This is a genomic window from Butyrivibrio sp. YAB3001, from assembly GCF_900112195.1.
GTDB lineage: Bacteria > Bacillota > Clostridia > Lachnospirales > Lachnospiraceae > Butyrivibrio.
In genome coordinates this window covers 39,529-65,806 of the sequence record NZ_FOKR01000016.1, presented here as the reverse complement: position 1 = coordinate 65,806, position 26,278 = coordinate 39,529, and the positions used below count along the sequence as shown (strand labels likewise).

Sequence of the window (26,278 nt, the reverse complement as noted above, 5' to 3'; positions counted from 1 at the left end):
ATACTTTTACTGACATAGTATAACATAATAAGTCCGCAAGTAGAAGTTTAAAGTATCAGTAGCAGATATTCATATCCACATTGCCGGAAATTCCTGTAACTCTTCCCTTTGAAGAGTACTGCCACATATCATATCTTGTTGCATTGTACGTTACAGCCTGAGCATATTGAGCAAGCCATATCTTATAGCCTGTCAGCTGTGATGTATTGATAAAGCTTGTAAACCATGTCTTATTTGCATAAACGCCTGCTCTGTAGCCAGCATTTTGTATTGTTCCGCAAAACGCTTTGATATTAGCTGTTCTCTGACTTGCATTTATCTTATCGCCACGCCCATTGCTGGCTTCAACATCAAGATAAACCGGATATGAAATGTTGTAACCTTGCAAAAGGCTTATTACCATAGAAGCTTCTTCAACGGCTTCTACCTCATTGACAGCCTGGGTAAAGAAATAAACTCCAACCTGAAGTCCCGCATTCAAAGCACCTTTAATATTACTTCTGAATTTTGAATCCTCAATCAATGCACCCTGTGAGGAACCTCTGTATCCGCATCTTATGATGACATACTTGATTCCTGAGTTTTTGACTGCATTCCAATCTATATTTCCGTTCCACTTGCTGACATCAATTCCCATCACGCCTGAAGAAGCAGAAAGCACACCATCCGAGCCAAATGTATATTTTGCTCCCTGGATAACCTGTTCTCCTGTCACAGCATTACCATTTTTGTCAAAGAAATATGTCTTTCCGTCTATTGTCTGCCAACCTGTATATCTGTAGGTTGCTGCAGCCTTCCTCCTGTAGAAAGCGCTTCCACCATAGTAATCACTATATGTAGCTTCTCTGAAATTACCATTGCCATCTTTGACATAAACCACATTTCCGCTATTATCCTTGAGCACAGTGCCCTTGCTCACAACATATACTGTCACAGCATTTGACTCATACTTATCCGAAGAAACGGTAATAACTGCCTCTCCTGCTGCTCTTGCAGTTATTGTAGTTTCTGAAACAGATGCAACCTCCGGCTTATTTGATTCAAGCTTGATAGCAAGATTTGCCTCCGTAGATGATAGTTTAAAGGCAACGCCTTCAACGAGGGTCAATTTGCTTATGCTAAGCGGAACCTTACCGGCTGCTTTAGCCTTTACTTCAATTTTGATCTGTGCGCTTTCATAGCCATCGGCAGAAATGACAATGTCTGCTGTTCCTTCAGCTATTGCAATCAAAAGACCTTTGCTTGCATCAACTACTTTAACCTTGTCTTCATTTTTGGAAACACATTTATACGCTGTAGGTCCCGCAATACTTAATGTAACTGTTTCTCCAACCTGTACCTGATTCTTATCTGCTGTAACCACTATCAGATTCTTATCCGCAGCTTGTACATTTACTTTTACATCTACAGACTTGTAACCTTCAGCTGACACTGTTACTGTTGTATTTCCTGCTGTCACTGCGGTAACTTCACCATTTCCATCTACTACAGCAATCTTTTCATCATTTGACTTATACTTAGCTCCTGCAGGTTCAGTAACTTCAATTCTCTTATGCTCTCCAACTTTAAGGGCAAGCTCTGAAGTTGTAACAGCGATAGTCTTATCCTTTTCCTGAGTCTTCTTTTCTTCTTCAGAAGTTTTGTTATCTCCAGATGTTTTGTTGTCGTCAGTATTCTTTTGCTCTTCCTTTTTTTTGTCATCAGCCGGTTTTTCTTCTGCCGGTTTGTTATTATCATCTTTTTTATCGTTTTCAGCTTCGGTACCTGAATTATTGCTTTCTTCAGTACTTCCACTTTCTGATCCGTTTCCTTTATTCTCAGATTCGGATTCACTTTTACTTTCACCCTCTGAGGACTGGCTGTTTTCACCAGAATCAGAATTACTGCCTTCAGAAGCATTCTCATTTCCGGCCTCAGGCTGAGGATTTTCCTTATTATCAGTACTTGTAAGCGCAAGAAGCATCGTGCGGTTAAAGCCAAGCATAGAGCTGCTTGATGGATCTGTGATACTGTTTTTATCTACTTCTTCGTAGGTATATTCGCCGTTTGTATTTTCACCAACCGCAGTCTTAGTACTTTCAACCCATTCAACAGTATCAGCAAGCTTGGATTCCACTTCAGTCTTAACTGCAGTGTCCTCTGCTGCAACATTAACCTGAGATTCTTTCTTCACCTCATTGCTGACATCTACGGCTTTCATCTCAACCTTATCTTTAACTGTAAGGGTCTTTGTCTCAATCGCCAGATTATATTTCTCAAAACCAGCCGGCAGCTTCTTGGGAGTAACCTTGTAATCACCGGCTGTTATATCTTTCTTGTATATAATTCCGTCCTGGTCATGATCATTGTAAGTCACAGTAGTGCCATCCGGTGTCACAACTTCTATTTCAAGAGGAAGATTTGCAACAAGTTTACCTGTTATGGAATTGATAAATTTTACTTTCAAATCGCTCTTGATACTTGTAAGTGTCATCTTGATAACAACATCTTCAGCATCATCAGCTACTTCTTTTTCCTCTTCTTCCTGTATTTCTTCATTTCCTGCTTCTTCAGGGGTTATGATTTCTGTAGTAGCAGTCCTTGCGCGCTCTGCATCTGCAACTGCGGCAATTCCTCTCTCTCCAACCACGCTTCCATCTGCAACTGTCGATGTTATCTCAGAAAAAGAATCCAGCTGTTTGCGATTTCCCATAGCCGTAGAATAAAATAAAGCAACTCCTATTCCACCTGCCAGTATAACAAGGGCAAATATTGCTGCCATTCGCTCCACTAAAGATGTATTCTTTATGAACGTAAGTATTCTTGCGGGGAGAGATTCTGTATTATCATCATCCGAGTATTCTTCGTCAGTGTAATCATCATCTCCCTCATCTGGATATTCTTCATCGTCGGGATAATCATCATCTTCCTCAGCCTGATAGTCTCTATCAACGGGATAATCGTCGTCTTCATCATCGGGATAATCATCATCTTTTGGATATTCTCCATCCTCGTAAGATCTATTACCATCAGTATAATCATATTCAGAATATCTATCTTCACCAGAGTATTTTTCTTCCTCTGGGTAATCATCATTTTCAAAATGATCATCGTCCGGATAATCAGTACGTTCCTCGCTGGGATAATCGTTCTTTACAGCTTCTGTAAATGTGCCATAAACGACTTTATCCCTGGTAACTTCATCATTATCACGTCCAACATTTTTCCTTACATCTCTAATTTCATCCGAATAATACTCATCTGGATAATCGTCATCTCCATCAGTATATTCCCTGTCATCTGAATATTCTTTATTCTCTAAATATTCATCATCAGGATATTCTTCATCATCGGAATAGTCTTCATCTTCCGGATATTCTTCATCATCAGAATAGTCCTCATCTTCCGGATAGTCTTCATCATTGGAGTAGTCTCCATCCTCCGGATATTCTTCATCATCAGAATAATCTTCATCTTCCGGATAATCATCTTCATCAAAATCCGATTGATTGCCCCTGTAATTATCCTCATCTCTTCTTAATCTGATATTGAACCCCTTAAACTTTTTCATGCCTTATCCTCTCGCTCCGTAAAAGATCACAATTCCACAAATAATAAGCATAACTCCAAGCAGCTTTTTCTTTGTTATCTTCTCTTTGAAAAAAATTCTCGACATTATCATGACCAGAATATAGTTTATCGGTTCAAGAACCACTACCCCCATATATCCCAGTCCGCTATAGCAAAATATAGATATGACCATAGCCAGAAATAAAAGTCCATATCCACAGATAACCCATCCGTTAAGATATTCTCTTATAAAACTGCGGTATTCCTTTCCCGCACTCTTTTTAAGGAGCATCTGTGAACTTGCTGAAACAAATTCTGATATGATCATCATAAAGAAATATATACTGATCAATTTGATTCCTCCCTACTGCCTTCTTCAGAATTCATGACCATTACTCCGAGCACAACAAAGATAACTCCAATCACCTTAAACACCGTTATCCCCTGTGAAAAAATAATGAAATTCCAAAGCATGGACCACAATAGTGTAACCGCCTTATTGGCGCAGGCAATAGATAATTGAAATTTCTTTATTATCTGCTGCCAGATTATGGCATATAGAGCAAGGATCACAAATTCCAGTCCAAAGAACAAAATATATTTAAATGATAAAAACTCATGTTCAGATGCAAGTTTGGCCGCAACAGTTGAAAGTGAATACACTATGACAGCTCCCTGAAGGAATAAAAAGTCTAAAAATCGAATTTTCTTTTTCATAAAACAATTCCTTATGGATTATTCTTATAAATTACATTTACAAAATGTTCTGCAATATGCTCATTACACTTGGCATTGACATGTATATTATCAAGCATCCACTCAGCGCTGTTATCTTCATGAATCGTTCCATAATAATTATCCACAAATGACACTCCTGTTGCGCCCGAAACATCTATCATGAACTGACGATAAGTAGTAAGCTTACCATTTCCAAAGTCATATCTGTCTCCACTTACAATAGCGCCACTTGCATCATATGAGTAACACATTGTAAAGGACATGCATACTATCCTTATATATGGGTATTTCTCCTGAATCGCCTTGATGCCTGCATTCAGTGCTCCACTGTAGGTAATTGGGTCAACATCATTATCCGGATTCATTCCTATTCGCAAATTCAGATAATCCTGTGCATTGTAGTAAATAACAATTGTATCAACCTTATCAAAATCCACATTCTTTAATCTGTCCACAGAACCTCTATAGGTATAATCCTCAAACTTTGATGCATTAGCATCAAGCAAGCTATAGTCGCCATTTACAATACTCTCTGCCACATTATAAAAGCTATAAGCATCAAGAGGATAATCATCCGTATACTCTGCATTTTCAAGTGCAACTGTTGAAGATGGGAAGCCGCAGTTTATGCAAGTTGCTCCAAGCTTTTTTGAAACCAGCGCAGTTACCCCTGTCTCTCCCTGGTCATAGGTTATTGCATCATTTCCAAGAAAGAGAATCGTTTCTTCATCATCAAATACATGCCCTTCCGTCTTTTCCTTGGGTAAAAGAAAAATCTGATCCTCTATCTCCACTTCATAACTTCCCGTATCAGTAGTATCCAGCTCAGCGGTTCCCATATTCCAGCGAATCAGCTTGTATACTGAAAAAATAATAACAATCGCTATTATACTCCCCAGAGTAATATGCACCCAAACAGGGATATCCGATAGATTCGTATTTTTGTTTTTTCTCATAATATGCCTCCAATTAGTAAAGGACTATAATATCTATAATCCATTAGGAACTGTCCTCAACAACACCTAGTTATTTTGTGACAGCTCTTTAGCCCCAATCAACAGAAAAGAGCCATTTAAAATCAAACTCATTTATTATATCACGCATTTTCAGAAGTTCATCAGCCATTTCTTCCGATGATTTCACCTGATGAGCACCATTTTTAAAGCATTCTACCATATATCTGTTGATTTCCGGCTTATAGTGCGAATAATCCGCATAATTGTTCAGATCAGTAACTTCATCCATATTCTGAAAATAAAAAAGATGTACATTCTCGTAGCCAAGCAGCCTGTCAGCTACATACTGATACTGGGCAAATGTTGCCTCAAACGTATTTTCCTGCATGATATTGTGCCAATACAAAATGCTGTATGGCGGAAAAAAGATATAAAACTGTGTATCCGGATTTTGTTCTATAAACGGAATTATATTTTTATCAAGATTATCCTCTGTGTTTTTTAAAAGAGCATCTTTGGGTAATTCATTCTCATTTTTTGCCGGCTCCTCATAGGTATGCATAACCCATTGAATATTGTAATACTCAGGTGTCCACCAGCTAAAATATATTTCCGAAAGATCAGAGCCTTTTCCCTGAATTATAGGTCTTAAAATGTATTGCAAAACCACATCTTTATTTAGCACATATTTTACATCATTAAAAAGATTATCATCATACAGATATTCAGGCCTTGGATACTTGGTCGTCTCTGTATCTGCTGCCATTGTGGGAATATCAAGGGCAAAAAACACAGCATCCACCGGATTTCCTTTTCTTGCATAGCTCTTTTCATCAAAAACAATAGAAAGAATATTGTAATCATCCTTGGGGTAAGCCCCGCTATAACTAAGCTTTAGCGTATCCAGCCCCATTATATCCTTAAAATCATCTGTATCAAAATTAACTGTCATCGACGAACCGATTATACAGGAATTATAATCCATATTTCTCGCCATTCCAGGGTTCTGGCTAAGCTGATTGTCAACAATATAAGGAAATCCCTCAAGCGGACTGTGGTAATGAAAAAACGGATCCACATAAACCACAAGCGTCGCTACACCTATAAAGGCCATGATTACAAGAACAAGCAGCAAAATAAAAAGCCCTCTGAACTTTTTACCTGCTTCATCAGCTATTTCCTTTTGAATTTTATCTTTCTCATCAAAGCCCATACGCTTCCTTCCTATAATGCAAAGCTCTAAAATATGTATTCTTAAATGCAATCACTGAAAGACACATTTACTGTGTTTTTCGTGTAACAGTGAATAAGTTTGTATTTGTGCGCTTTTATTTATATCTTTAATCATCAGAAATTCATATACAAAAATGTGCTTACACCACCAAGGCTTACCACACACCAAACGATCAAAAAGGCTGTAAGAATCGTACTTTTTATGCCAATCTTGCACTCTTTCGTGTATTCAATCGCATTTTTGCAAAAGAAAATCATTACGCAGGAAACAATAAGAAAAAACCACAAACACACATCCCACGCAAAACCAAACTTCATTATTGGTGTTATCTTGATAGCATACCAAAGCTCGTCCAACTGAAAGCAGCTGGAAAATCCTGTTGCCAAAGCTTTTTTCCCGCCTGTTACCATACGATAAAAAAGAAGTCCTGCATCAGTAAGTTTATCTGCTCTGAAGAACACCCAGGCAGCTGTCACGTAGGCAAAAGTCAAAAATACCTTTGCACAGTGAGCTGCTTTTGCCAGTGCATTGCCTGCTGCCTTATTTTCTTTATCCGTGCCTTTATGCTTCTTTTCATAAAATCTTGTGACAACATACAAAGCGCCATGCATAGCGCCCCATACTAAAAATGTCCATCCTGTGCCATGCCAAAAACCGCTGAGCAGGAATATTATCATAAGATTTATATATGTTCTCACATCTCCCTTGCGGTTTCCGCCAAGCGGAATATATACATATCTTGTAAAAAATCTTGTCAGAGTTATATGCCATCTCTTCCAAAAATCCACGATATTTACTGCCTGATATGGAGAATTAAAGTTATCCGGAAGCTTACAGCCTATAATCTGACTGATGGCCGCAGCCATGTCGCAGTATCCGCTAAAATCAAAATATAGCTGAAATGAATAAAACACAGCGGTAAGCACAGCCTCAAGGCTTCCGAGATTTACAAGATTATCATATCCGTAATTAACTGCCGCGCCAAAAGTATCAGCAAGTATTACTTTCTTAAAAAGCCCAAATGCAAAAAGCAAAAGTGCCCTAAGAAGAACTTCATAGTCCAATTTCTTTTCACAGGCAATATTTATCTCATTCTTATAGTCCGTGTATTCCATGATTGGTCCCTGCAAAATTTTAGGAAAAAACAGAATATAAGACAGATACCATAATGGTTCAAATTTCTCAATCTCACCTTTGTTAAGATTGACAATATATGATATCTGATTGAAGGTATAAAAACTGATAGCAATCGGCAGGAAAATGCCTGAAAGTTTAAAGAAAAGCAAAAGAATAATATTTCCGATTATTCCAATACAAAGCCAGATATTCTGGATATGGCGCTCTTTTCCGAATAAAGTCAGCTTTATATTCCTGTCTCTCATAAAGCTCATTGGAATTGAAGTGCAGACATTCCAGCAAATGCTTATAAGTAATATCGCGAGATTGCTCATGCCAAAACTTATATAAAAACATAAAGACCCAAGTATAATCCAAAGATTAACCAGCGTCCTTACATTCTTTTTAGATCTCCAAATTTTACGAAGAAAAATATAAACAGCCACAAAAACCGGCATAAATAAAAGTACGAATTCATAAGAATTAAAAGTCATATTGCGGATCCTCATAAATATTATATCCATGAAGACTATCGATCAGATTAAGCCCCATACTCTCAAGATCAGTATCAATCTTACGTTCTGTCGAAAGAATGATATATTTACACTTTGTCTCTCTTGTAGCGCCAAGAAGTGCCTCAGCATTAATCACTTCAGGTTTTTCCATCACCTCATAGACAGGATTATAGTAATCCCACTGAGAAACAACCATCTCTCTTCCATATGGCATCAGTATATCCGTATCATACTGTCTGACAAAATGTACAAGTTCAGATGGAAATGCAGCTCTTACCCTCGGCTCACCATCATCAGGCGAAATAACATCGCAGATATCAATTACTTTCTGCGGAATATGATATAAATTTTCCGCAAGTTTCACATGTTCGCTGGCATAGACCAGTGAACCGGACACCGCGATGATGGCAATGGCACTGACAATAGCAATTCTCTGGTACATTGATCTTTTTAAAGAAAAAATCAATTTGCAAGCACCATAGCCAATGACCATATACATTGGAACCAGCCACAACAGCCTGTAGTAAGTATCTTTTCCGTCATCAAATACCGCAACATAGACTATCTTAGTTACAGGACATAAAAATCCCACTAAGAATATAAGCGGCAAGATTCCAAGCATAATTTTCTTTTTAAGGCTCTCCTCGACGCAAACCAGATAGATTGCAGAGGCAATAAACATCAAAAGTAATGCGCCATTTCCGCCATATAGTTTAAGTGCCACCCAGCACTCCATAAAAATCCCGTACATAAAAACCTCATATCAATGCGATAATATCATGTATATAAGCAGATATACAGCATTTGGTATAACGCACAAAGCTGCTCCAAGAATGACTTTTATATCTTTTGCAAATAATAACAGAACAAGCACAAGCACACCTATAAGCCCGGTTCCATATATAACTCCCATGGAACTGCAGATTCCGGAAAACATATTGATAAGTGCCAGGAAAATCCATGGAGATATTATGTATAAAGGCTTCGTTTCCTTGTATTCTGCATAAGACTCAGTTTCATTCTCCGCTTTTTTCCCCAAAATCGATGTTCTTCTGCTATCCTCAAGCATCCACAAGAATACCCACGCGATCAGTGGAAATACCAGGTTACATACCATAGCCTTCCCCTGCCATGTTCTGGTCAGAAAAAATGTAGCAGGCGTATAAATTGAGATATTGCCAAACATCATAAGCATGGAAATGATCAGCATAAATACAGGAATTATCTCCTGTCTTCTTCTAAAAAGAATACGTGCAATCTCCACATATACAAGATATACGAATGGTATTACCAACACAGGAATAACAGAATGTGAAACTATCGTCGCATGTATTCCACTTACTCTTGCAAGAAAAGCAATCCACATTGTAATAACTGCAAGGGCATGTCTTATTTCAAGTGTAGTCGTAGTTCCCACATAGGGAAGAATTGTATTCATCACATCTGCCTGTTGAGCAAGAAGCGACTCCACCACATAATAGGCATCATCTCCATCAAAGCTTGACATAACTATTGCCAGAATCACCTGAATAAGAAGCAGCACGGCAAATATCCCCCAATAAATGCGGCTCTCCAGAGAAAAACTAAGTCTAAGCATTCTTGGGTCTGACCTTGGACTTAAAAGATCATGAGAAGTTGCATGGGTTTCTCCTGGAAATATTGATAAATAGGTCCATCCTTCTTTTTTTAAAACAAAAATGCTTTTGCCAATTCCGAGCGCTGACAGGATGAGGCATACGATCATATAATACTTTGTACAGTACGAAAAGGCGTTGTAGACATAATGAAGCATACATGGAATCGCGATAACTTCAAAGATGGCAAAATAAACCATATATCCCAGGATAAAAGTTATACCGACAGTCCTGCGAACCGTAGGAAGCATGCCATTTACCAGTATTCCTATCAAAAACGGAATGATAAACATCCATAAGGCTATAATTAAAATAGCGATAGCACCTTTTATCATCTTATTTTTCCTTTGTATTCAGCATAAGGTTGAGGTGCTCCTGAAGGATACTGATACCGGTAAGATTCTCTCCACCTCTTGGAATAATAATATCAGCATACTTCTTACTAGGTTCAACAAATTGCTCATGCATAGGTTTAACTGTCTCAGAATACTGTGTAAGAATAGATTCTATGCTTCTTGCTCTCTCAACCATATCACGGCGGATTCTTCGCATAAGTCTCTCATCCGCGTCAGTCTCAACAAAGACCTTAATATCCATAAGATCTCTAAGTTCTCTGTTTTCAAGGATCAAAATTCCCTCAACAATAATAACCTTCTTGGGAACCACATGAACTGTAGCATCGGATCTGTTGTGAATAGTATAGTCATATACAGGCATATCGATTTCCTGATTATTCTTAAGCTTCTTCACATCTTCTATCATAAGGTCTGTATCAAAGGATGCAGGATGGTCATAGTTAAGTCTTGATCTGTCTTCGTATGAAAGATCATCATGAGCCTTATAATATGAGTCATGATTTATTACTACAATATCATCTCCGAATTTCTCTTTTATCCTTCTTACTATGGTAGTCTTACCGGATGCTGTTCCGCCTGCGATTCCTACAATACAAATATTATCCTTCATAATCTTTCCTTTCATACATCAAAAAACAATCAATCTGTCCTGTACTGATGACCATATGGTCTGTAATACTGATGTGATATCACTTCACCTGTATTTCTGTCATAGGTGATTATCTGAATATCAAAGGCTGCATGTTCATCATCATATAGATAATTAAACTCTTCATTTTCTTTGGCGTATAGCAGTCTGAACAACTGCTCAACCGGCTGATATACCAAAGTCCCAAGCCCTGTCTCAACGCCGTCAAGCATCTCGCCGTCTGATGCTTCATACACTCTCTGTGATTCGACATCATTTATCAGAATATAAGGGCCATTTGTGTTCCAGATCTTATCAGTTCCGGAAATATTAGCTATCAGTTCTTTTAAATTATCATCGCCAAAAATAGCCGAATTCTGATTAAGATAAATGACAGAGCTTACAGAATTTCTCGATAACATCTCAAGCTGATCGTACAGACTGTCACCACTAACACTGAGCTTGATATTCTCATCATCAAATTGAATAGCGCATTTGTCATAATACTCATAGCCCGCCTCTCCGCGATGATCAGAAAGGTCTGCATTTTCATATAGCCATCTTCCGAGATATTCAGTAACCTTCTTTGCGCCTACTGCGTTTAAATGCCCTCTGTCATTTAAATCCGTATATAAGTTTATTATACCCGCATCAAGCATATTAAGATAGGGAACATCATACATTCCCGCAACAACACCTGCTGTATTGGCGGCAATCCTGTCCTCAGTAGTAGCACAGAAAGGAAGATATGTAACAACTATTCCTATTCCTCTTCTCTGACACTCATCTATTATCTTCATGAGGTATTCCTGGCCAACCGTATGCTCATCCAGGCATCTCTCAGGACCGGGATCCGGATACACGACCGGAGACAATTCTACACCATACCTCATCTCCGCGCCAAAAAGTCTGTTTCTGTCAGTTTCCTTAGAAAAAGCCTTATAATCTGCCTCTGTAAGCTCATTCCACCTGCTATGATAGACTATAAAATCAAACAGAAATTCATTTCTTATGGACGGATCTTTTATAAGATCAGAAACCGCCGCTATCTTCAGTTTGTTTAAAGGCCACGCATCCATATTCAGATGAAGCTGGTCAACAGAAGTATTTATATCTTCTTTTCCCGCATTCTCTTCCATCACATCAAGATACTGATAATTCTTTTCAAGCATATACGCATCAACTACAACCCACTTGGGCGAGCAGTAATCTAAAGCCTCAATCAGCTCCCAATATGTAGACTGCATAACTGAACCATGACCCGCCATATTATATGAAGTATAACCATAGTCCTCATATAAGGTCAAAGGATTTATTCCATTTATCACATGAGAAGATCCCATAAGCAAAACGTCGATGTTATTCTTCTTAGCTTCCTGAAAAAAATCCGCATATTTATAACTACTGTCTTTGCGTCTCACAACTGCTGCTGCCCCAAATATACAGGCTGCAATTATTGACGAAAAAACAACCACCTTAAAAACATTTAAAAGCTTGCTTTTCATAACCCAAACTCCCTAAAACTGCTGGTATATAAAGCTTGCCGCATCATAGCCGGGCCCCCATATTCCACAGATAACCGTAACCATGATAGCTGCGATCATAATAGCCCATCTAAACCATAAAGACAGCCCCATAATCTTTTCCCTTATAATGTATCCCTTATAATTTGCGATATCCACGCAGATAACCAGGATAAGTCCCCATAGAACCAGTAAAAGATTTGCCGAATCAAGCCCCTGCTTGTATAAATCGCCGTTAGTCAGAACCCAGGGTGTAAACTCAAAGCTTCTTTTTGCAATCTCAACTGCCTGAGAAACACTCTCAGCTCTAAAAAATATCCATGCAAAGTTTACAAGTGAAAAAGTAACAGCAATTTTAAAACATCTATGTGACAACTGATTTCTGTCAACCTTAAACACTCTGACAGCCCTATCGCGCAGCGGCTTAAAAATATAGCCTAGTATCTGATAAACACCGTGCATTAGTCCCCATATTATAAAAGTCCAGTTTGCGCCATGCCACAAACCGCTCACAGCAAAAACTATCAGAATATTTAAATGCTTCCTGAATGTTCCCTTTCTGTTTCCACCAAGCGGAATATAGATATAATCTTTAAGCCAGCTTGAAAGTGAAATATGCCATCTGCGCCAGAATTCGGAAATGGAAGCAGCTAAATAAGGACTTTCGAAATTGTTTTTTACATCTATACCAAGAAGTCTTGAAGCTCCTATCACAATATGGGAGTAGCCACCAAAATCACAATAAATCTCAAATGTGTAAAGAAGGGTACCTATGAATGTTATTGTTCCCGGCTTCACATCGGAATATACCGCCGAAACAAAAATCGCCATGCGGTCTGCCAGCACAAGTTTCATGAAGTAGCCCCACAGAATCTGCAAAAAGCCATCTCTGAATCTGTCGAAATCTACTGTGACAGGAAAATTAAACTGAGAAATAAGATTTCCCGCCCTGTCAATCGGTCCTGATACTATCTGTGTAAAAAATGAAACATACAAAGCATATTTTATCAGGTTCTTTTCAGCCTTTAATGTTCCTCTTTTAACATCGATAAGATAGGACAAAGCTTTTAATATATAAAATGAAATTCCTATTGGCGCAACTATGCTGAGCATTGGAACCCGATCTGTGCCAAGTAATGAATTTATATTCCTGCTAAAGAATCCGTAATACTTGAAAAACAAGAGTAAGCAAACATTTACTACTATACATGCTATAAAAACAATATTTCTGCCTGCAGCCTCTTTCTTTTCATTTGAAGAAACGGATCTATCCTTTGATAATAAAGCTGTTTTCTCGATAATTATTCCGGAAAGATATGTAGAAAGAATTGAAAGACTTAAAACAAACATCCCCTTTATATCAATACTGATATAAAATCCCATGCTCGCAAGAAAAAGCAGGATATATCTGCACTTTCTTGGAATTATTATATTGACTACTGAAATAATGGCTAAAAAAGCCAAAAACGCCAATGAAACTACCTGCATATAAAATCCCCTATGGCTAAAAATATGACTAAAGGTCTGACCATGTTCTTACGACCGCAAATGAATTTGTATGCAAGCATCCATTCGCTTGCCGCTATTGTGCTACACATTACTAATGCGGTGCAAATATTATCATTCTGCACCGCATTATTTATAAAAGTCATAAGCATTTATGTCACTGCCCCACATAAGAGCACTATGATCAGTCTACTTCAACCTCATCACCGGTTTCTTCCGGCTGAGTTCCATCACTCTCATGATATTCCTTCTCTGTGTTAACATTCCAGATGTTAGTGCGATCAGGATTTCCACTGAGGATATTCTTAACTGCCTCAAAAGAAGTACACATTGAGTGATCGATATTATTGTATCTGTGCTGTCCGTTACGTCCTACACAATACAGATTATCAATTGAATTAAGGTAATCAACAAGCTTGTCCATTTCCGCATAGGTGTCAAAGTAAGCAGGATATGCTTTCTTTACACGCTCCATGTGATAATCCATTACTTCATCAGGACTATTTATAAGCTTAAGGGTAACCATCTCATCTATCGCCATCTTAGCAAATTCATCCTCGGTCATGTTCCACATGGAATCACCCTCAAAGCAGAAGTATTCAAGTCCCATCCAAACTGTATGCTCAAGATCCTTAACAAGGTAAGGCGACCAGTTGTTATAAATCTGGAATCTTCCCATTTTTACTGTTCTATCCTGAACATAAACCCAGTTATCAGGAACAATATTTCCAATTGTCTTGATGTTTGTCTTATTTTCAAGATTAAGCTTAGGAACAAGCACTCCAAGTGTCATGTAATCACGATATGGAAGTCCTGCTGCTATTCTGGCCGGATCCTCAGGAACGTCATTCATGCCTGCAACAAGATCCTTAACAGGCATTGAACTTATCACAAGATCTCCATCAAGGTCCATTCCTTTGCCATCCTGAATATATGTTATACCCACTATATGATTGCCCTTCTTGCGGATACCTGTAACCTTGGCATTCATGATAATAGTGCCGCCAAGTCTCTTAATTTCCTCAGCAGTCACTTCCCAAAGCTGACCGGGTCCAAGCTTAGGATAGCTGAACTCTTCTATAAGTGAAGTCTCAACCTTTTCGCTCTGCTTTCCTGTCTTTTTGCGGAAAGCATTTCTTAATACTTCCATTATGGAAACGCCCTTAACTCTCTGCGCTCCCCAGCTTGGATCTATTTCAGAAGGATGTCTTCCCCAAAGATTCTCTGTATAGTATTCGAAGAACATTGAATACAATTTCTTACCGAATCTGTTTACATAAAAATCTTCCAAAGATTTTTCTTTTCTCTTAAAGATCATTGCAAAAATATATGAAAAGCCACATGCAATGGTCTTGAGAAGACCCATATTCTTGAAAGTCTCAAATTTTAATGAAATTGGGTAATCGTAGAATTTACGGTCGAAGAAAATTCTTGAAACCCTGTTACGCCTTAGCATAACCCTGTCCATCTTCTGTGGATCAGGACCGCCTTCAGCCAGATTCATTGTACGCTTTAAGACGATATCATCATAAGTTGGCGCTCCCTGAAGAGGAAGCATCTTCTGCCACCATTCGTTAACTTCAGGCACCTTAGAAAAGAATCTGTGCCCGCCCATATCCATTCTGTTCCCTTTATAGTTTACAGTTCTGGATATGCCCCCAAACTGTTTTGTTTCTTCAAAAACAATTACCTGATAATCCTTTGATTTTGTCAAAAGTTCATAGGCTGCCGTAAGTCCTGCTGGACCTGCGCCAATTATCAACGCTTTTTTCATTAGAAAAATCCCCTATTCTCCCATGTATCATTTTTCAACCATATGTAGTATACCACATTCAGCAAAAACGTGATAGAATTTCATTTAGTTTTAAAAATAGGAGATGACTAAATTATGAAAAAACGAACAAAAACCATTGTGGCCATGACCCTGTCCTGTCTGCTTGCATTATCGGGCTGTTCATTTAATAAAGCGGATTCCGGCAAAAAAGATACCACTGTAATTGATGACAATCCTTCAAGCATCAGTTCCATAGCCAGTTCACAACAGACTGATGAAGTAGTTGTTTTTGAAGAAATCCCGCATCCTGATTTTGATATATCAGCTAATGACACTGAAGGATCTTCAACTGAAAATTCTTCTAAGGAACCTTCTACTGAAGGCACAACAGAAGAAACTGCTGAAACTCCTGTCGATGACAATGTTGTTATGGTTTTCTTTGGGGACAGCCAGATTGCCAACGGAAAAAGCGATGGCACAGACATTCCTTCTTTAGTTTCTCAGAGAGTTCCTAACTCAAAATCATACAATCTTGCGATAGGCGGAACCACTGCAGCGCTTGAGATGAGCACATCCAATGCGCAGGATTATGAGAACTGGACTTCAAACTGTTTCTTTGGAATGGTCCTTGCACTTGAAGGTACTGTTGACAGAAACAAACTTCTGGCATCAAACCCTACCACTCTTGAAACGATGAACCAGATCAATCCGGCTGAGGTCGATTATTACTTTATCGAATATGGTGCAAACGACTTTTTTGGCAGAGTTCCTCTTGATAAATACAGCTACGAAGGTGATATCAATGAAATCTTCACCTACTATGGCGCCATTTGTCAGGGAATCGATAAGCTTCAGAAAATGAGCCCTAACGCACACATTATCATGCTGACGCCTTTCTATGGCATATATAAAGACGCAAACGGCTCTTATCTCGGTGACTCATACATTGTAAGCAATGGTATTGGAACTTTGGCGGATTATGCAAAGAAAGCAATAAATGTAGCCGAGGATAAGGAGCTCTATATCCTTGACACTATGTTCAGATCAAAATGTGACCTTTACCTGGATACTGCAGACCAGTATCTTATGGATAACATCCATCTTACTTTAACCGGAAGACAGATATTTGCAAGGCTTCTTGCTCATGTACCTAATTCCTACGAAGGTTTTGAGCCTTCAGCTTATCGTCAGACTGAAAATATCAGAATAGCTGATTTTAACCCTGATGAATACTATAAGATAAGCGATGAATCTCTTCAGGAGCTTTTCCCTGAAGAATATGAGAAATATATTAACGGCGAATATCTTCTTGTAAAACCATAATCAGGCAATAGAAAAACGGCTCCTGTAAAAAATCCATACAGGAGCCGTTTTTGTTTGCTTTATTCTTCAGTATAGTCATTAACTTTATGTCTTTTCAGCATATTTAGCTGCATCTCAAACTGTCTTCTTTCTCCAAGGGCCATCGTTGATAAAATAACACCGGCGAAAAAGCTTTGAACAGCTGAAAGCAGTATAAAACAACATACAATAAGTGTAGGAAATCTTGGAACCATATGTGTAAGCCAGTATTCCTGCAAAATTGGTATAAGGAAAATAATGGCAAACACTGATAAAAATGCTGCAATTGCGGAAAAGAACCAAAATGGTTTATAGTTTCTCTCAAGCCTGAGAATAGTTCTTATAACTTTAAATCCGTCAGTATAGGTATTGAGCTTACTTACTGATCCAGTTGGCCTGTCTCTATAATCAATTACCACATTCTCAATCTGCATGTTGTTATAAACAGCGTGTATTGTCATTTCAGTTTCTATCTCAAACCCCTTGGACAGCACCGGGAAAGTCTTGACAAACTCATAGCTAAAAGCTCTAAAGCCCGTCATAATGTCTCTGATATTACAGTCAAACAGCTTATTTATGCTTCCGCGCACAAGATTGTTCCCAAAATTGTGAAATGGTCTTTTGTTTTCCTGATAATATGTGGAGGATAGTCTGTCACCAACCACCATGTCTGCATTATGCTCAAGAACAAGGTCCACCATCTTGGGTGCCTGATCCATGGAATATGTATCATCGCCATCAACCATAACGTAAACAAGCGCATCTATTTCGCGAAACATACGTCTGATAACATTGCCTTTGCCCTGCATATATTCATTTCTGACAACTGCTCCGGCCTCCAATGCAACTTCTGCAGTCCTGTCACTGGAATTATTGTTATACACATATACTGTAGCTTCAGGCAGAGCCGCTTTGGCATCTCTTACAACTTTGCCTATAGTTTTTTCCTCATTGTAGCAAGGAATCAATACCGCTATTTTATCCATAGTTACCTCACGAATAATATCAAACACTAGTCATCCATTACCCATAATTATGATATATAGGTCAAAAGTGATGTCATGGTCATAATTATTTGATATTATCGTCTGAATTATTTTTATTTCCAATCTTCATACGTTCATGACCGCCAAGCTTATTGGCTGCGTCCTGATCACCGCGAAGGATTGCATTAACTATCTGCATTCTGAAACCTGCATCAATAAAATCGCAATGCTTACAGAAAGCATGATTCTGACGTCCCTCGGCAATTCGTCTTCTTACCGCCTGGAATCTTTCGCTTCCCCAGGCCTCTTTGAGACTCATCTTGGTAAGATCTCCAAAATCAGTTGTCTCAAAATTATCACAGCAGCAAAGTCCCATTCTTCCATTAGGCATTATCCACATATCTGTAAACGGAAGAAGACAGGTTTCTTTAATAACTTTCTCTGTAGCCTTTTTATTAGGTGCGCTTCCTGCTCTGTTTGTAAGAACTTCCTGAAGATATCTCATCTGGATCTGAATATCAAGGTCCTTAAATTCATCAGGATGTGCCTTTACATAATCATAAAGCTCCTGAATATTCTTATGAAGCTTCATCTCCATCGAATAGTTGTTGATGATAAGCTGATTGATATAAGGCGCAACCTCTTTTACCTTGTCAATTGTAAGAATAAGGCCGTTAGTTGACATAAAAATAAAACTGTCAGGAAGCTTTTCTCTGGCATATTTGTGTCTTTCAACAATCTTCGTATCAAGAAGAGGCTCATTGTTACCATACAAAGTCAGATGTCCCTTATATCCCCAGTCAGCAAGCTGATCGATAATATTTCTATAAAGATCATCATCAATCTTAGCAAGAGGTCTGCACTCAGAATGTACATTAGCAGTACAGAACGCACAGGTTGAATTACATCTGTTGATTGTCTCAATATTTACAACATTGGGCATTGGAACTTCCTTGGAATTAAGGAAATAATCGCAATATGCTTTCTGTGACTTGCTTCTTGTAACAAACTGTAACTTAAGGTATGCATCACTGGCAAGCATCGGAAAATGCTTTCTTGCGAACCATCCAAACTTTCCCATGAAACTATTAATTCTAATTGGCATATTTATTTCACTCCTATCTTACAGAACTTTTCCAATATCGTTTTCATACCAAATGCTGCGTAAGGCGTCCAGTAAACATAATATCTCATTGCATATCGAGATGACCCTTCCCAAAACTGATGGAAACAGATTCCTCCAAATATCAATATCAAAAGCAGCATCACTGACCATGGAATCTCCTTGCGCAGTAACAGACTGCCAAGGCACGCCAAAACACATAGATAACAAACGCTCATGTAAACATTCATTATCCATCTGATAATAATACTTCCATGTCCAAAGACTATATAATACATCATTGTTGTCGGATTCTCAACATGTCTACTGACAAGATCAAGATTATGTGTTGAAATACAAACCGGATCTGCCCATTGGGTAAGGAATTTCCTCGCCATAAATTTTATGGCATATCCGGGATTTTCTTTAAAATATATCAGGCGCTCCCTGATATTTTGAATAGCTGCCTGCCTGGTTTTTTCTGTATTAAAATCATTTTCAGCAAATACATCATAATTATATCTGTTATACCAGCCATCTTCCAGTTCACTTTCCTGAAGTCCCATTGCTATATGTGATACGGAAGGACTTCCTCCAGGCATTTCTTTAAGCCCTGAAACTTTAAGATAATGGCTATCAACAGCATTTTTCGCTATAAGAACCGTTGCTATAATAAGAAAAGACAAACCAATATGAACAAGTATCCGTCGCAATAGCTCATAACTTCTGTACCCGTTACTATTTCCGGAAATTTCTTTTCCCGAACTGAAAATAATGATCATAATAACTGCAATCAGGGCAATCTCACAATTAGTCTTAATCAGAATTGAAAGTGCCATGACCGGTGCAACTAATATTGCATAAAGAAGCTTTTCTCTTTTTACATATAAAACAGTAAGATAAAGAGCCAGCGTCTGCGGGCCCATACTGAGGATATCACCGTAAATAAATGTAACATAGTTGTAGAAAAAGAGCATTCCCATACTGAGAAGTGCCACAATCCCACAAATTTCTTTGTCTTCAAACAATTCCCAGGTAATATTGTAGAGCAAATACACTGTCAGTAGTATCGATAATAACTGCGCTATATTCCATGCAAAATAATTCCCATGGCCAAATAAAGCATCCATGATCTGGGCAAAAAGCACATATCCCATCTGAAACGGCCAGATATTCAAATAGCCCCCTGCAGCTGTCAGAGCGCTATAATCTCCTGCCTTAAACTCTTCAAGTATCTCATCAATTATCGCAGCATCACTTACAGGCAGAGGCTTTATCGAAATTATCAAAAACAAACAATATGCGCTGCAAAAAAACAGGGCAAATAATATGAACGCTTTGCTGCTTTCAAACATTTTCTTTTTATAAAAGAAAAACGCCAACAAGAAGACTGCCACCATAGAAATAGCTAAATGTGATATTGATTCCGCTTTATAATGTGGAAAATCAACATCAACATTCATATCATAATATATAGTGGTAAAAAAACTCGTAATGAACACTGCAAGCGCTGCAAAAAAAAGAAACAATGTGACCAGTTTAGTAAATATATTTTTTATCATCACTTTGCGCCTTTGCCAAACAGCACAACTCCTACCGTTTTAAAGATAATCTTGATGTCTTCTGAAAGACTCCAATTATCAATATATTTAAGGTCCAGCTTTACAACTTCATCGAAATCCTGAATATCGCTTCTTCCGCTTATCTGCCACAGACCTGTAAGTCCGGGTGTCATGGAAAGTCTGCGTCTGTAATGCTCATTGTACTGTTTAAATTCTGACTCTGTCGGTGGTCTTGTTCCAACAAGGCTCATTTCGCCCTTAATAACATTTAAGAACTGTGGAAACTCATCAAGGCTTGTCTTTCTGATAAACTTGCCTATCTTGGTAACTCTGGGATCATCCTCCATCTTAAACATCAGACCGTTCATTTCATTCTGTGCTTCAAGCTCTTTTTTGCGCTCTTCCGCATCAATATACATTGATCTGAACTTATAGATCTTAAATCTTCTTCCGTTCTTACCTATACGAACCTGTGAAAAGAACACCGGTCCCGGAGAATCGAGTTTTATTGCCGGAGCAAGGAATAGTGTAATAATTCCTGTAAGTACAAGACCGATCAGTCCGCCTATAACATCTACAATTCTCTTGATAAACAGTCTCTTGTAACTGCTTCTGAACATTGAATAGCTGATAACCGTATAATTTAGAAAATCATCAACACTTGAAACTGCTTTTCCAACATAGGGAAGCTCAAGGTTGTAATGGGTTGTTATGCCCATCTCCTCAAATCCTATAAGGATGTCTTCAATATCCTTCTGTGGAATATTTGGAGTATTTATGAACACTTCATCAAATGGATCCGTGATAAGTCTTTTGGTAAGGTTCTGAATTCCATGATGAATATGAACATCACCTATATACCAGTCCTTATCACCATTTATTCCTTCATTTTTACCTGAAATGATTGCTCTTCCATGTTCGTCCGTCTCAACACAGTACGCTCTTATCACCTTGTAACCGACACTTTTGCCTGATTCACAGATTCTCCTGACAGTCTCTTCTACAAGCGGCTTCTCAGCTACAACAACCACTCTCGTCATATTGTTTTCACTGGATATAAATTGTCTGAAACCAAGCTTAAACAGATTTCTTGCTATAAAGGTAAGTAAAACATCCATCCATAGGAAATTAAGAATTACTGTTCTTGAAAGAATGTTGGTCCACTTCAAAAAGAATACTGCAGAAAGTGATATCACAGACATTATCGCAACAAACCTGACTACATAAAACAGTTCTTTTATATATCCTCTGGTCACAAAATCCCTGTTCCAGTCAGCCAGAAATGTATAACCTACGCAAAACAAAAGAAATATAACGCATACCATATAATGAAGTGTTTTATTTCCCCAGTCATTGTTATTGTAGTACCTGAGCCAACTGGCAAATACATACGTGACAATTATGCATGCCATGTCAATAACCCATAAAAGATAAGTCTGTAGCGTTTTATTTCTGTTACCCATTTCCCCATACCTCAACAAAATGTAAATCCGTCTTATTGTATCACAAATCATATAGCTTTTCATTAGTTCTCACGCAAAGTGCTATTGCTAAACTTGTAGTTACGTGGTATATTATATGTAGTAATCAATACTACATGAGATAAATAATATAACCGTCTGTTGGAGGGAATATATATGAATAGAAAAGAACTCAAGAAATATTTAAAAGAACACTTAGTACCATCAAAGCTTTACAAAATAGATGGGCACCATAAGAACAGGATTTGCCTTGATAAGACCGAGAATGGCTGGGCTGTTTTTTTCCAGGATAAAAAAGAAAGAATTGGCGTGATCAACTTTGTAGATGAAGCATCCGCCTGCAATAAGATGAAAGATGAGCTCAGAAAAATGATGGAACAGTTATACGGTGTCACATGGGCTTCTGCCAGATAAATATGATAATATGATTAAAACGCTCCGCGATAAAAACAATCTCGCGGAGCGTTTCATTTATTCTTGAAATTATATAAATGAATGTATTCAAATAAGCAATTTGGAACAGGCTACGTCGATAACCTATTTGCTTATTCATTGATCATTGCACGAAATTCTTAGAATTATTCATTACGATAACGCCGCAAGCGTTGCGCCCTGTCCCCAAGGAAAACTGCCATAGGTCTGGTAATGTACTCCGAAGTCATCGCAGGAACTAAGGGCATTTTGTACAATTCCCTCCTTAGTATTGGCAAGTATGCATTTCTCAGCACTTTCAATACTCAAAATGACCTTTTCTTTCATTTCGGATTTATCATCAAATATTCCTTCTGACAATCCATGTTTTAAAGAATAAGCGATCATGCCGGTTGCCGATAGATCGATATGACCATCCACAGCCTGAATCTGCCAGCTCCATCCACCGTCTTTTCGCTGATAGTCCATCATCACTTCGCACATCTCAAAATACCAGGCCATAATATCGATAGCCGCTTTACCACATGAAATCTTACGCATTTCAAGCTCTTTTTCAAGAAGGGCGCATTCTGAAAGTCCCATCATGAGCCAGCCGCAGGCTCTTCCCCAGCCTAATAAGCCTTTTCTTTCACATTCCATCAAGCCTTCCATACCATCTGCATTTGTATTTTTATGAAGGCTGTAACCATGATAGATAAGACCAGTCTTTTCATCTCTTCCATATTTGTAGAAATTGGATAACTGAACTCGCAGCTTCTCAAGCCTTTGGGTAAATTCCTTTTCTTGCGGTTTTGGAAGGCCATAAGACATAGATGTGCCCTGCTGCCTATCAGCATTTCCCAGCGCCAGATTCAAAAACGAAGCCATGAACATAGTCACCTGACCTATACCGTCAGAAAAGATATTGCTGCTGTTTCTGCCGGGATTATAAATAACCGAACCGCAGACATCTGTCCTTGCCTGCATCAAATATGAATCGATCATCCTGACATAACTCAGGAATTTTTCATCCTTTTCAAGTTCAAAGCCCTTAATAAAGCAGGCTCCAGCCAATGCATCATCAACATGCTCTATTTTACCGCCATACTTATTTTTCCACAGGAGTGCATGTTCAGATAATGCCTTGTAACATTCGTTGTAGAGCTCTCCCTTTTCTTCCGAGTGCTGCTCCATATACTGCGTAATGCCAAGCATCAGCATTCCGGCAGGCCAAAAAAGTGGATCTTTCGTCCTGACAGAACGGCCCATAGCTTTTTTCACCATATCTTTAAGAGCCTCTTTAGGTGAAACATTCATTATTTCATTTAATTCATGTATTGTTTCCAAAACTATGGGTTCTACTCTATCCATTCTTCTCAATTCTTTCTGCTAAAGATTTTTTCTCTCACCTTATAGAAAAGATATCTGAATTCTTCTGTTCTTCCGTATATCAGGAAATATGTGCCGTTAAATACAACAGTTATGATAACTGCCATCGCTACAAAGGTGAAAATATTCACATTTACCATTACAAATTTGCTTATGTATGAACATGTAAAAAGAACTGCCACTAAACTGCACAGGTATTTGAAGGTATCCGCAAAATAGCTTCCCGCTCCCATATCAAAGCATGCCCTGTAAATGATAAATGGTTTTGTTATGTTAGCGATAAGTCCTGAAACAATTGTTCCAATGTATATTCCGGTAAGTCCCAGTGGTGTCTGAACAAGCCAGATAGAGATAATAAGATTTACTGCTCCCTGAATCAACGCAAGATACTTGTCTGGCTCAAACACCCCTGCAGCAGTCTTATAATTGCTAAGCACGATTCGGTCACCCTTAAAGTAATAATCGGTAAGTATGCAGTACACCGAAGCAGGTGCAAGTATCCATGCTTCTCCCAGCCATATCTGCACAAGCGGCGTAAGAAGGATCATAAATCCAACACAGGAAAATCCATATACCCATGAAGCAAAAAAGCGGTAAACCTTAAACATGCTGTACTGCTTTTCTTTTGATTCAGTTGCAATCAGATTTCCAAAGCTTGAAATAACAGAATTAAAAATAATATTAACAAAGTTAGATACTGTACTGATCACCATGTTGTAGTTATCCACCACACCAGTCATGGCAACTTCAATAAATGAAGAGATAATTATCGCATCAGTCTGAAGTCTTGCAACATCACCCACTTTATGGAAAACTAAAGCTTTGGTCTTATCCCAGACAGCATTATTTTCTTCTTTGCTCAGTTTCTGAACATTCTTTTCCCTGAGATATGGATACATATTATCCAAAAATCTTGAGACAAAAATCTTCTGAATTAGCTGTATTATCGCATCCGTAAAAAGGAAAAGATAAAAATCCTTAGTTACAACAACTACAATTATCTGGAAAAATACTGTTATTATCTTAGTTATTGTAATGATATTTGTCTGAATGTAGTTCTTTTGCTCTGCATTTATAAGGCTGTATTTATATGCCACAAAATAACTGCTTACAGTGTTGAATAAGAATATCAGATAAAATAAGATAAGCTCTTTTTCAGTAACACCCTCAGGATTCTTTACAAAATACTTAAGGAAAGGAATCAGGCATAATCCAATTATTGCCACAACAAGTGCAATTACATGGTAAGCCTTTCTGTAAAACTGCATGTAGGACTTTATCTTTTCCTTATCTCCTCTGGCTACAGGTCCATAAAGACTGTAATTAAGCGCAGTTCCGATTCCAAGTTCAGCCATATTCAGGATTGAAAGAACATTACTGTATAAACTGTTGATTCCAAGCAGGGTTTCACTTAAATAGATTATAAAAATCTTTCTAAGTATAAATGACATTAATGCCGTACCCAGCTGCCCAACATATCCAAAAGCAATATTTTTGGTTGCTGACTTAACTCTTCCCATCAGACTATCTTTCCATCCTTATCAATCAAAATCCAGCCTTTCCAGTAATCATGCATGATATCAGGATCACAGTGCTGATTGTTTCTCATAGTAAATGTACGGATTATCTCCCTGTCCGGTCTTTTATTCAGTCTTGCGCCCCAAAAGCTAAACGTGGAATTAGCGCAGATATTTCCCTTGCAATGGCTCATGAGCATAAGATCCTGAACACTGTCTTTTCCTGTATTCCAGTCAATTATTGTATAAAGAGATTCATCACTATAGTTCTGTCTTGCATACTCATGATCACTGGTAAAAATATAAAAATGCACATCCGGATACTTGTCCATAAAATACTTCATCGCGCTGTTATAATATTCCTCAGTAGCAATATTTCCAAGAATATTTATATTTTCCGGAGCAAGGTAATCTCCTCTTCTAATATGCACGCTTACAGAAGTTTCCTTGTCCATCTTTGATGCAAATATCTGGTTGCGCTGATGAAGCTCAGAATTTGAATGCTCAGGAAACTTAAATAAATCCCTCAGTTCTTCCATGATATCATCATAGTATTTCTGGCATGCGAAATAGCCCTCGATATACTTATCATCCATCTCAAAAACTTCAGGATGGTACATCTTGGACTCAACAAATACTTTTTCATTGTCAGATTCAGTAACCTTAAGTTTTTTTAGTATTTTTCCGGATATTTTCTGGAATACGCTTCGTTTTAAAAAGTATTCTCTATCCTTATCAGAACACTCCTCATAAGGGAGATCTACAAAAAGCGGAAGCTCAAAGCTTCTTTTTGCAAGCATCTTTTCCTGAACCTTTGGATCAAACCAGGACAGGTCAAGTTTTACATCCTTCCCCTGGCTAAGCAGTTTTCTATATAAAGAATATTGCTGCATCTGGTTCCCCAAGCCACCAGCAATCTTAATGATTATCATCTATTTTCTCCCCTGTATCACCTGCATT

At 38.2% G+C, this 26,278-nt stretch carries 21 protein-coding genes; 2 read left to right on the top strand and 19 right to left on the bottom strand.

Annotation, left to right across the window (positions count from 1 at the left end; all coding sequences use genetic code 11):
* Positions 1–55 precede the first annotated feature (55 nt).
* The 12 genes from BM086_RS15380 to BM086_RS15325 all read right to left on the bottom strand — a co-directional run bounded on the left by BM086_RS15380 (position 56) and on the right by BM086_RS15325 (position 15,529).
* Positions 56–3,550 (bottom strand): GH25 family lysozyme, encoded by a 3,495-nt coding sequence (locus BM086_RS15380; protein WP_092328708.1) that lies wholly within the window; start codon positions 3,548–3,550, stop codon positions 56–58.
* Between the two features lie 3 nt (positions 3,551–3,553).
* Complete coding sequence (locus BM086_RS15375) at positions 3,554–3,901, bottom strand: EamA family transporter (protein ID WP_092328703.1); 348 nt, start codon at positions 3,899–3,901, stop codon at positions 3,554–3,556.
* The gene (locus BM086_RS15370) at positions 3,898–4,266 is read right to left on the bottom strand and encodes a transporter (protein ID WP_092328699.1); all 369 of its coding nucleotides are present in this window, start codon (positions 4,264–4,266) and stop codon (positions 3,898–3,900) included. The genes BM086_RS15375 and BM086_RS15370 overlap by 4 nt, the downstream gene beginning before the upstream one ends.
* A gap of 11 nt (positions 4,267–4,277) precedes the next feature.
* The gene (locus BM086_RS15365; RefSeq protein WP_092328694.1) at positions 4,278–5,243 is read right to left on the bottom strand and encodes an SGNH/GDSL hydrolase family protein; all 966 of its coding nucleotides are present in this window, start codon (positions 5,241–5,243) and stop codon (positions 4,278–4,280) included.
* A gap of 88 nt (positions 5,244–5,331) precedes the next feature.
* Entirely contained in the window at positions 5,332–6,456 is a 1,125-nt protein-coding gene (locus BM086_RS15360) for a hypothetical protein (protein WP_175560309.1), read from the bottom strand.
* A gap of 134 nt (positions 6,457–6,590) precedes the next feature.
* Positions 6,591–8,087, bottom strand: coding sequence for an MBOAT family O-acyltransferase (locus BM086_RS15355; protein WP_175560308.1), 1,497 nt, complete (start codon positions 8,085–8,087; stop codon positions 6,591–6,593).
* Positions 8,077–8,859 carry a hypothetical protein gene (locus BM086_RS15350; RefSeq protein ID WP_092328685.1) on the bottom strand — a complete coding sequence of 261 codons (783 nt, stop codon included), beginning with the start codon at positions 8,857–8,859 and terminating at the stop codon, positions 8,077–8,079. The genes BM086_RS15355 and BM086_RS15350 overlap by 11 nt, the downstream gene beginning before the upstream one ends.
* A gap of 12 nt (positions 8,860–8,871) precedes the next feature.
* Positions 8,872–10,077 (bottom strand): DUF6077 domain-containing protein, encoded by a 1,206-nt coding sequence (locus BM086_RS15345; protein WP_092328680.1) that lies wholly within the window; start codon positions 10,075–10,077, stop codon positions 8,872–8,874.
* A 1-nt stretch (position 10,078) separates the two neighbouring features.
* A complete protein-coding gene (gene udk, locus BM086_RS15340; protein ID WP_092328676.1) occupies positions 10,079–10,708 on the bottom strand; it encodes a uridine kinase in 630 nt (209 codons plus the stop codon).
* Positions 10,709–10,737: 29 nt separating this feature from the next.
* Complete coding sequence (locus tag BM086_RS15335; protein ID WP_092328671.1) at positions 10,738–12,231, bottom strand: hypothetical protein; 1,494 nt, start codon at positions 12,229–12,231, stop codon at positions 10,738–10,740.
* Between the two features lie 12 nt (positions 12,232–12,243).
* Positions 12,244–13,737 carry an MBOAT family O-acyltransferase gene (locus BM086_RS15330; RefSeq protein WP_092328666.1) on the bottom strand — a complete coding sequence of 498 codons (1,494 nt, stop codon included), beginning with the start codon at positions 13,735–13,737 and terminating at the stop codon, positions 12,244–12,246.
* A gap of 202 nt (positions 13,738–13,939) precedes the next feature.
* A complete protein-coding gene (locus tag BM086_RS15325) occupies positions 13,940–15,529 on the bottom strand; it encodes an NAD(P)/FAD-dependent oxidoreductase (protein ID WP_092328662.1) in 1,590 nt (529 codons plus the stop codon).
* Between the two features lie 114 nt (positions 15,530–15,643).
* Here BM086_RS15325 and BM086_RS15320 point away from each other — a divergent pair, with 114 nt between their 5' ends.
* Positions 15,644–16,852: an SGNH/GDSL hydrolase family protein gene (locus BM086_RS15320; protein ID WP_092328658.1), complete on the top strand. Its 1,209-nt coding sequence runs from the start codon at positions 15,644–15,646 to the stop codon at positions 16,850–16,852.
* Between the two features lie 59 nt (positions 16,853–16,911).
* On the opposite strand, the gene BM086_RS15315 is transcribed toward BM086_RS15320, so the two are convergent.
* From BM086_RS15315 to BM086_RS15300, 4 genes are all read right to left on the bottom strand, one after another.
* Positions 16,912–17,856: a glycosyltransferase family 2 protein gene (locus BM086_RS15315; protein WP_092328654.1), complete on the bottom strand. Its 945-nt coding sequence runs from the start codon at positions 17,854–17,856 to the stop codon at positions 16,912–16,914.
* A gap of 85 nt (positions 17,857–17,941) precedes the next feature.
* On the bottom strand, positions 17,942–18,961 hold the full coding sequence (locus BM086_RS15310) for a radical SAM/SPASM domain-containing protein (RefSeq protein WP_092328650.1): 1,020 nt from the start codon (positions 18,959–18,961) through the stop codon (positions 17,942–17,944).
* A gap of 2 nt (positions 18,962–18,963) precedes the next feature.
* Positions 18,964–20,520 carry a glycosyltransferase family 39 protein gene (locus tag BM086_RS15305; RefSeq protein ID WP_092328645.1) on the bottom strand — a complete coding sequence of 519 codons (1,557 nt, stop codon included), beginning with the start codon at positions 20,518–20,520 and terminating at the stop codon, positions 18,964–18,966.
* Positions 20,520–21,983: a sugar transferase gene (locus tag BM086_RS15300; RefSeq protein WP_092328641.1), complete on the bottom strand. Its 1,464-nt coding sequence runs from the start codon at positions 21,981–21,983 to the stop codon at positions 20,520–20,522. The genes BM086_RS15305 and BM086_RS15300 overlap by 1 nt, the downstream gene beginning before the upstream one ends.
* A 174-nt stretch (positions 21,984–22,157) precedes the next feature.
* Between BM086_RS15300 and BM086_RS15295 the strand changes: the two genes are divergently transcribed.
* Positions 22,158–22,415, top strand: coding sequence for a hypothetical protein (locus BM086_RS15295; RefSeq protein WP_092328636.1), 258 nt, complete (start codon positions 22,158–22,160; stop codon positions 22,413–22,415).
* Between the two features lie 171 nt (positions 22,416–22,586).
* On the opposite strand, the gene BM086_RS15290 is transcribed toward BM086_RS15295, so the two are convergent.
* The 3 genes from BM086_RS15290 to BM086_RS15280 are packed head-to-tail and all read right to left on the bottom strand — an operon-like array spanning position 22,587 to position 26,250.
* Positions 22,587–23,783 (bottom strand): glycoside hydrolase family 88 protein, encoded by a 1,197-nt coding sequence (locus BM086_RS15290; protein WP_141107761.1) that lies wholly within the window; start codon positions 23,781–23,783, stop codon positions 22,587–22,589.
* Between the two features lie 5 nt (positions 23,784–23,788).
* Entirely contained in the window at positions 23,789–25,321 is a 1,533-nt protein-coding gene (locus BM086_RS15285) for a lipopolysaccharide biosynthesis protein (protein ID WP_092328628.1), read from the bottom strand.
* A complete protein-coding gene (locus BM086_RS15280) occupies positions 25,321–26,250 on the bottom strand; it encodes an alpha-1,2-fucosyltransferase (RefSeq protein WP_092328623.1) in 930 nt (309 codons plus the stop codon). The genes BM086_RS15285 and BM086_RS15280 overlap by 1 nt, the downstream gene beginning before the upstream one ends.
* Positions 26,251–26,278 lie beyond the last annotated feature (28 nt).

Bases quoted from the DNA above. Each gene is read 5' to 3' on its own strand.
- BM086_RS15380 (WP_092328708.1), bottom strand. From the start codon at position 3,550: ATGAAAAAGTTTAAGGGGTTCAATATCAGATTAAGAAGAGATGAGGAT.
- BM086_RS15370 (WP_092328699.1), bottom strand. From the start codon at position 4,266: ATGAAAAAGAAAATTCGATTTTTAGACTTTTTATTCCTTCAGGGAGCT.
- BM086_RS15365 (WP_092328694.1), bottom strand. From the start codon at position 5,243: ATGAGAAAAAACAAAAATACGAATCTATCGGATATCCCTGTTTGGGTG.
- BM086_RS15360 (WP_175560309.1), bottom strand. From the start codon at position 6,456: ATGGGCTTTGATGAGAAAGATAAAATTCAAAAGGAAATAGCTGATGAA.
- BM086_RS15355 (WP_175560308.1), bottom strand. From the start codon at position 8,087: ATGACTTTTAATTCTTATGAATTCGTACTTTTATTTATGCCGGTTTTT.
- BM086_RS15350 (WP_092328685.1), bottom strand. From the start codon at position 8,859: ATGTACGGGATTTTTATGGAGTGCTGGGTGGCACTTAAACTATATGGC.
- BM086_RS15345 (WP_092328680.1), bottom strand. From the start codon at position 10,077: ATGATAAAAGGTGCTATCGCTATTTTAATTATAGCCTTATGGATGTTT.
- udk (WP_092328676.1), bottom strand. From the start codon at position 10,708: ATGAAGGATAATATTTGTATTGTAGGAATCGCAGGCGGAACAGCATCC.
- BM086_RS15335 (WP_092328671.1), bottom strand. From the start codon at position 12,231: ATGAAAAGCAAGCTTTTAAATGTTTTTAAGGTGGTTGTTTTTTCGTCA.
- BM086_RS15330 (WP_092328666.1), bottom strand. From the start codon at position 13,737: ATGCAGGTAGTTTCATTGGCGTTTTTGGCTTTTTTAGCCATTATTTCA.
- BM086_RS15325 (WP_092328662.1), bottom strand. From the start codon at position 15,529: ATGAAAAAAGCGTTGATAATTGGCGCAGGTCCAGCAGGACTTACGGCA.
- BM086_RS15320 (WP_092328658.1), top strand. From the start codon at position 15,644: ATGAAAAAACGAACAAAAACCATTGTGGCCATGACCCTGTCCTGTCTG.
- BM086_RS15315 (WP_092328654.1), bottom strand. From the start codon at position 17,856: ATGGATAAAATAGCGGTATTGATTCCTTGCTACAATGAGGAAAAAACT.
- BM086_RS15310 (WP_092328650.1), bottom strand. From the start codon at position 18,961: ATGCCAATTAGAATTAATAGTTTCATGGGAAAGTTTGGATGGTTCGCA.
- BM086_RS15305 (WP_092328645.1), bottom strand. From the start codon at position 20,520: ATGATAAAAAATATATTTACTAAACTGGTCACATTGTTTCTTTTTTTT.
- BM086_RS15300 (WP_092328641.1), bottom strand. From the start codon at position 21,983: ATGGGTAACAGAAATAAAACGCTACAGACTTATCTTTTATGGGTTATT.
- BM086_RS15295 (WP_092328636.1), top strand. From the start codon at position 22,158: ATGAATAGAAAAGAACTCAAGAAATATTTAAAAGAACACTTAGTACCA.
- BM086_RS15290 (WP_141107761.1), bottom strand. From the start codon at position 23,783: ATGGATAGAGTAGAACCCATAGTTTTGGAAACAATACATGAATTAAAT.
- BM086_RS15285 (WP_092328628.1), bottom strand. From the start codon at position 25,321: ATGGGAAGAGTTAAGTCAGCAACCAAAAATATTGCTTTTGGATATGTT.
- BM086_RS15280 (WP_092328623.1), bottom strand. From the start codon at position 26,250: ATGATAATCATTAAGATTGCTGGTGGCTTGGGGAACCAGATGCAGCAA.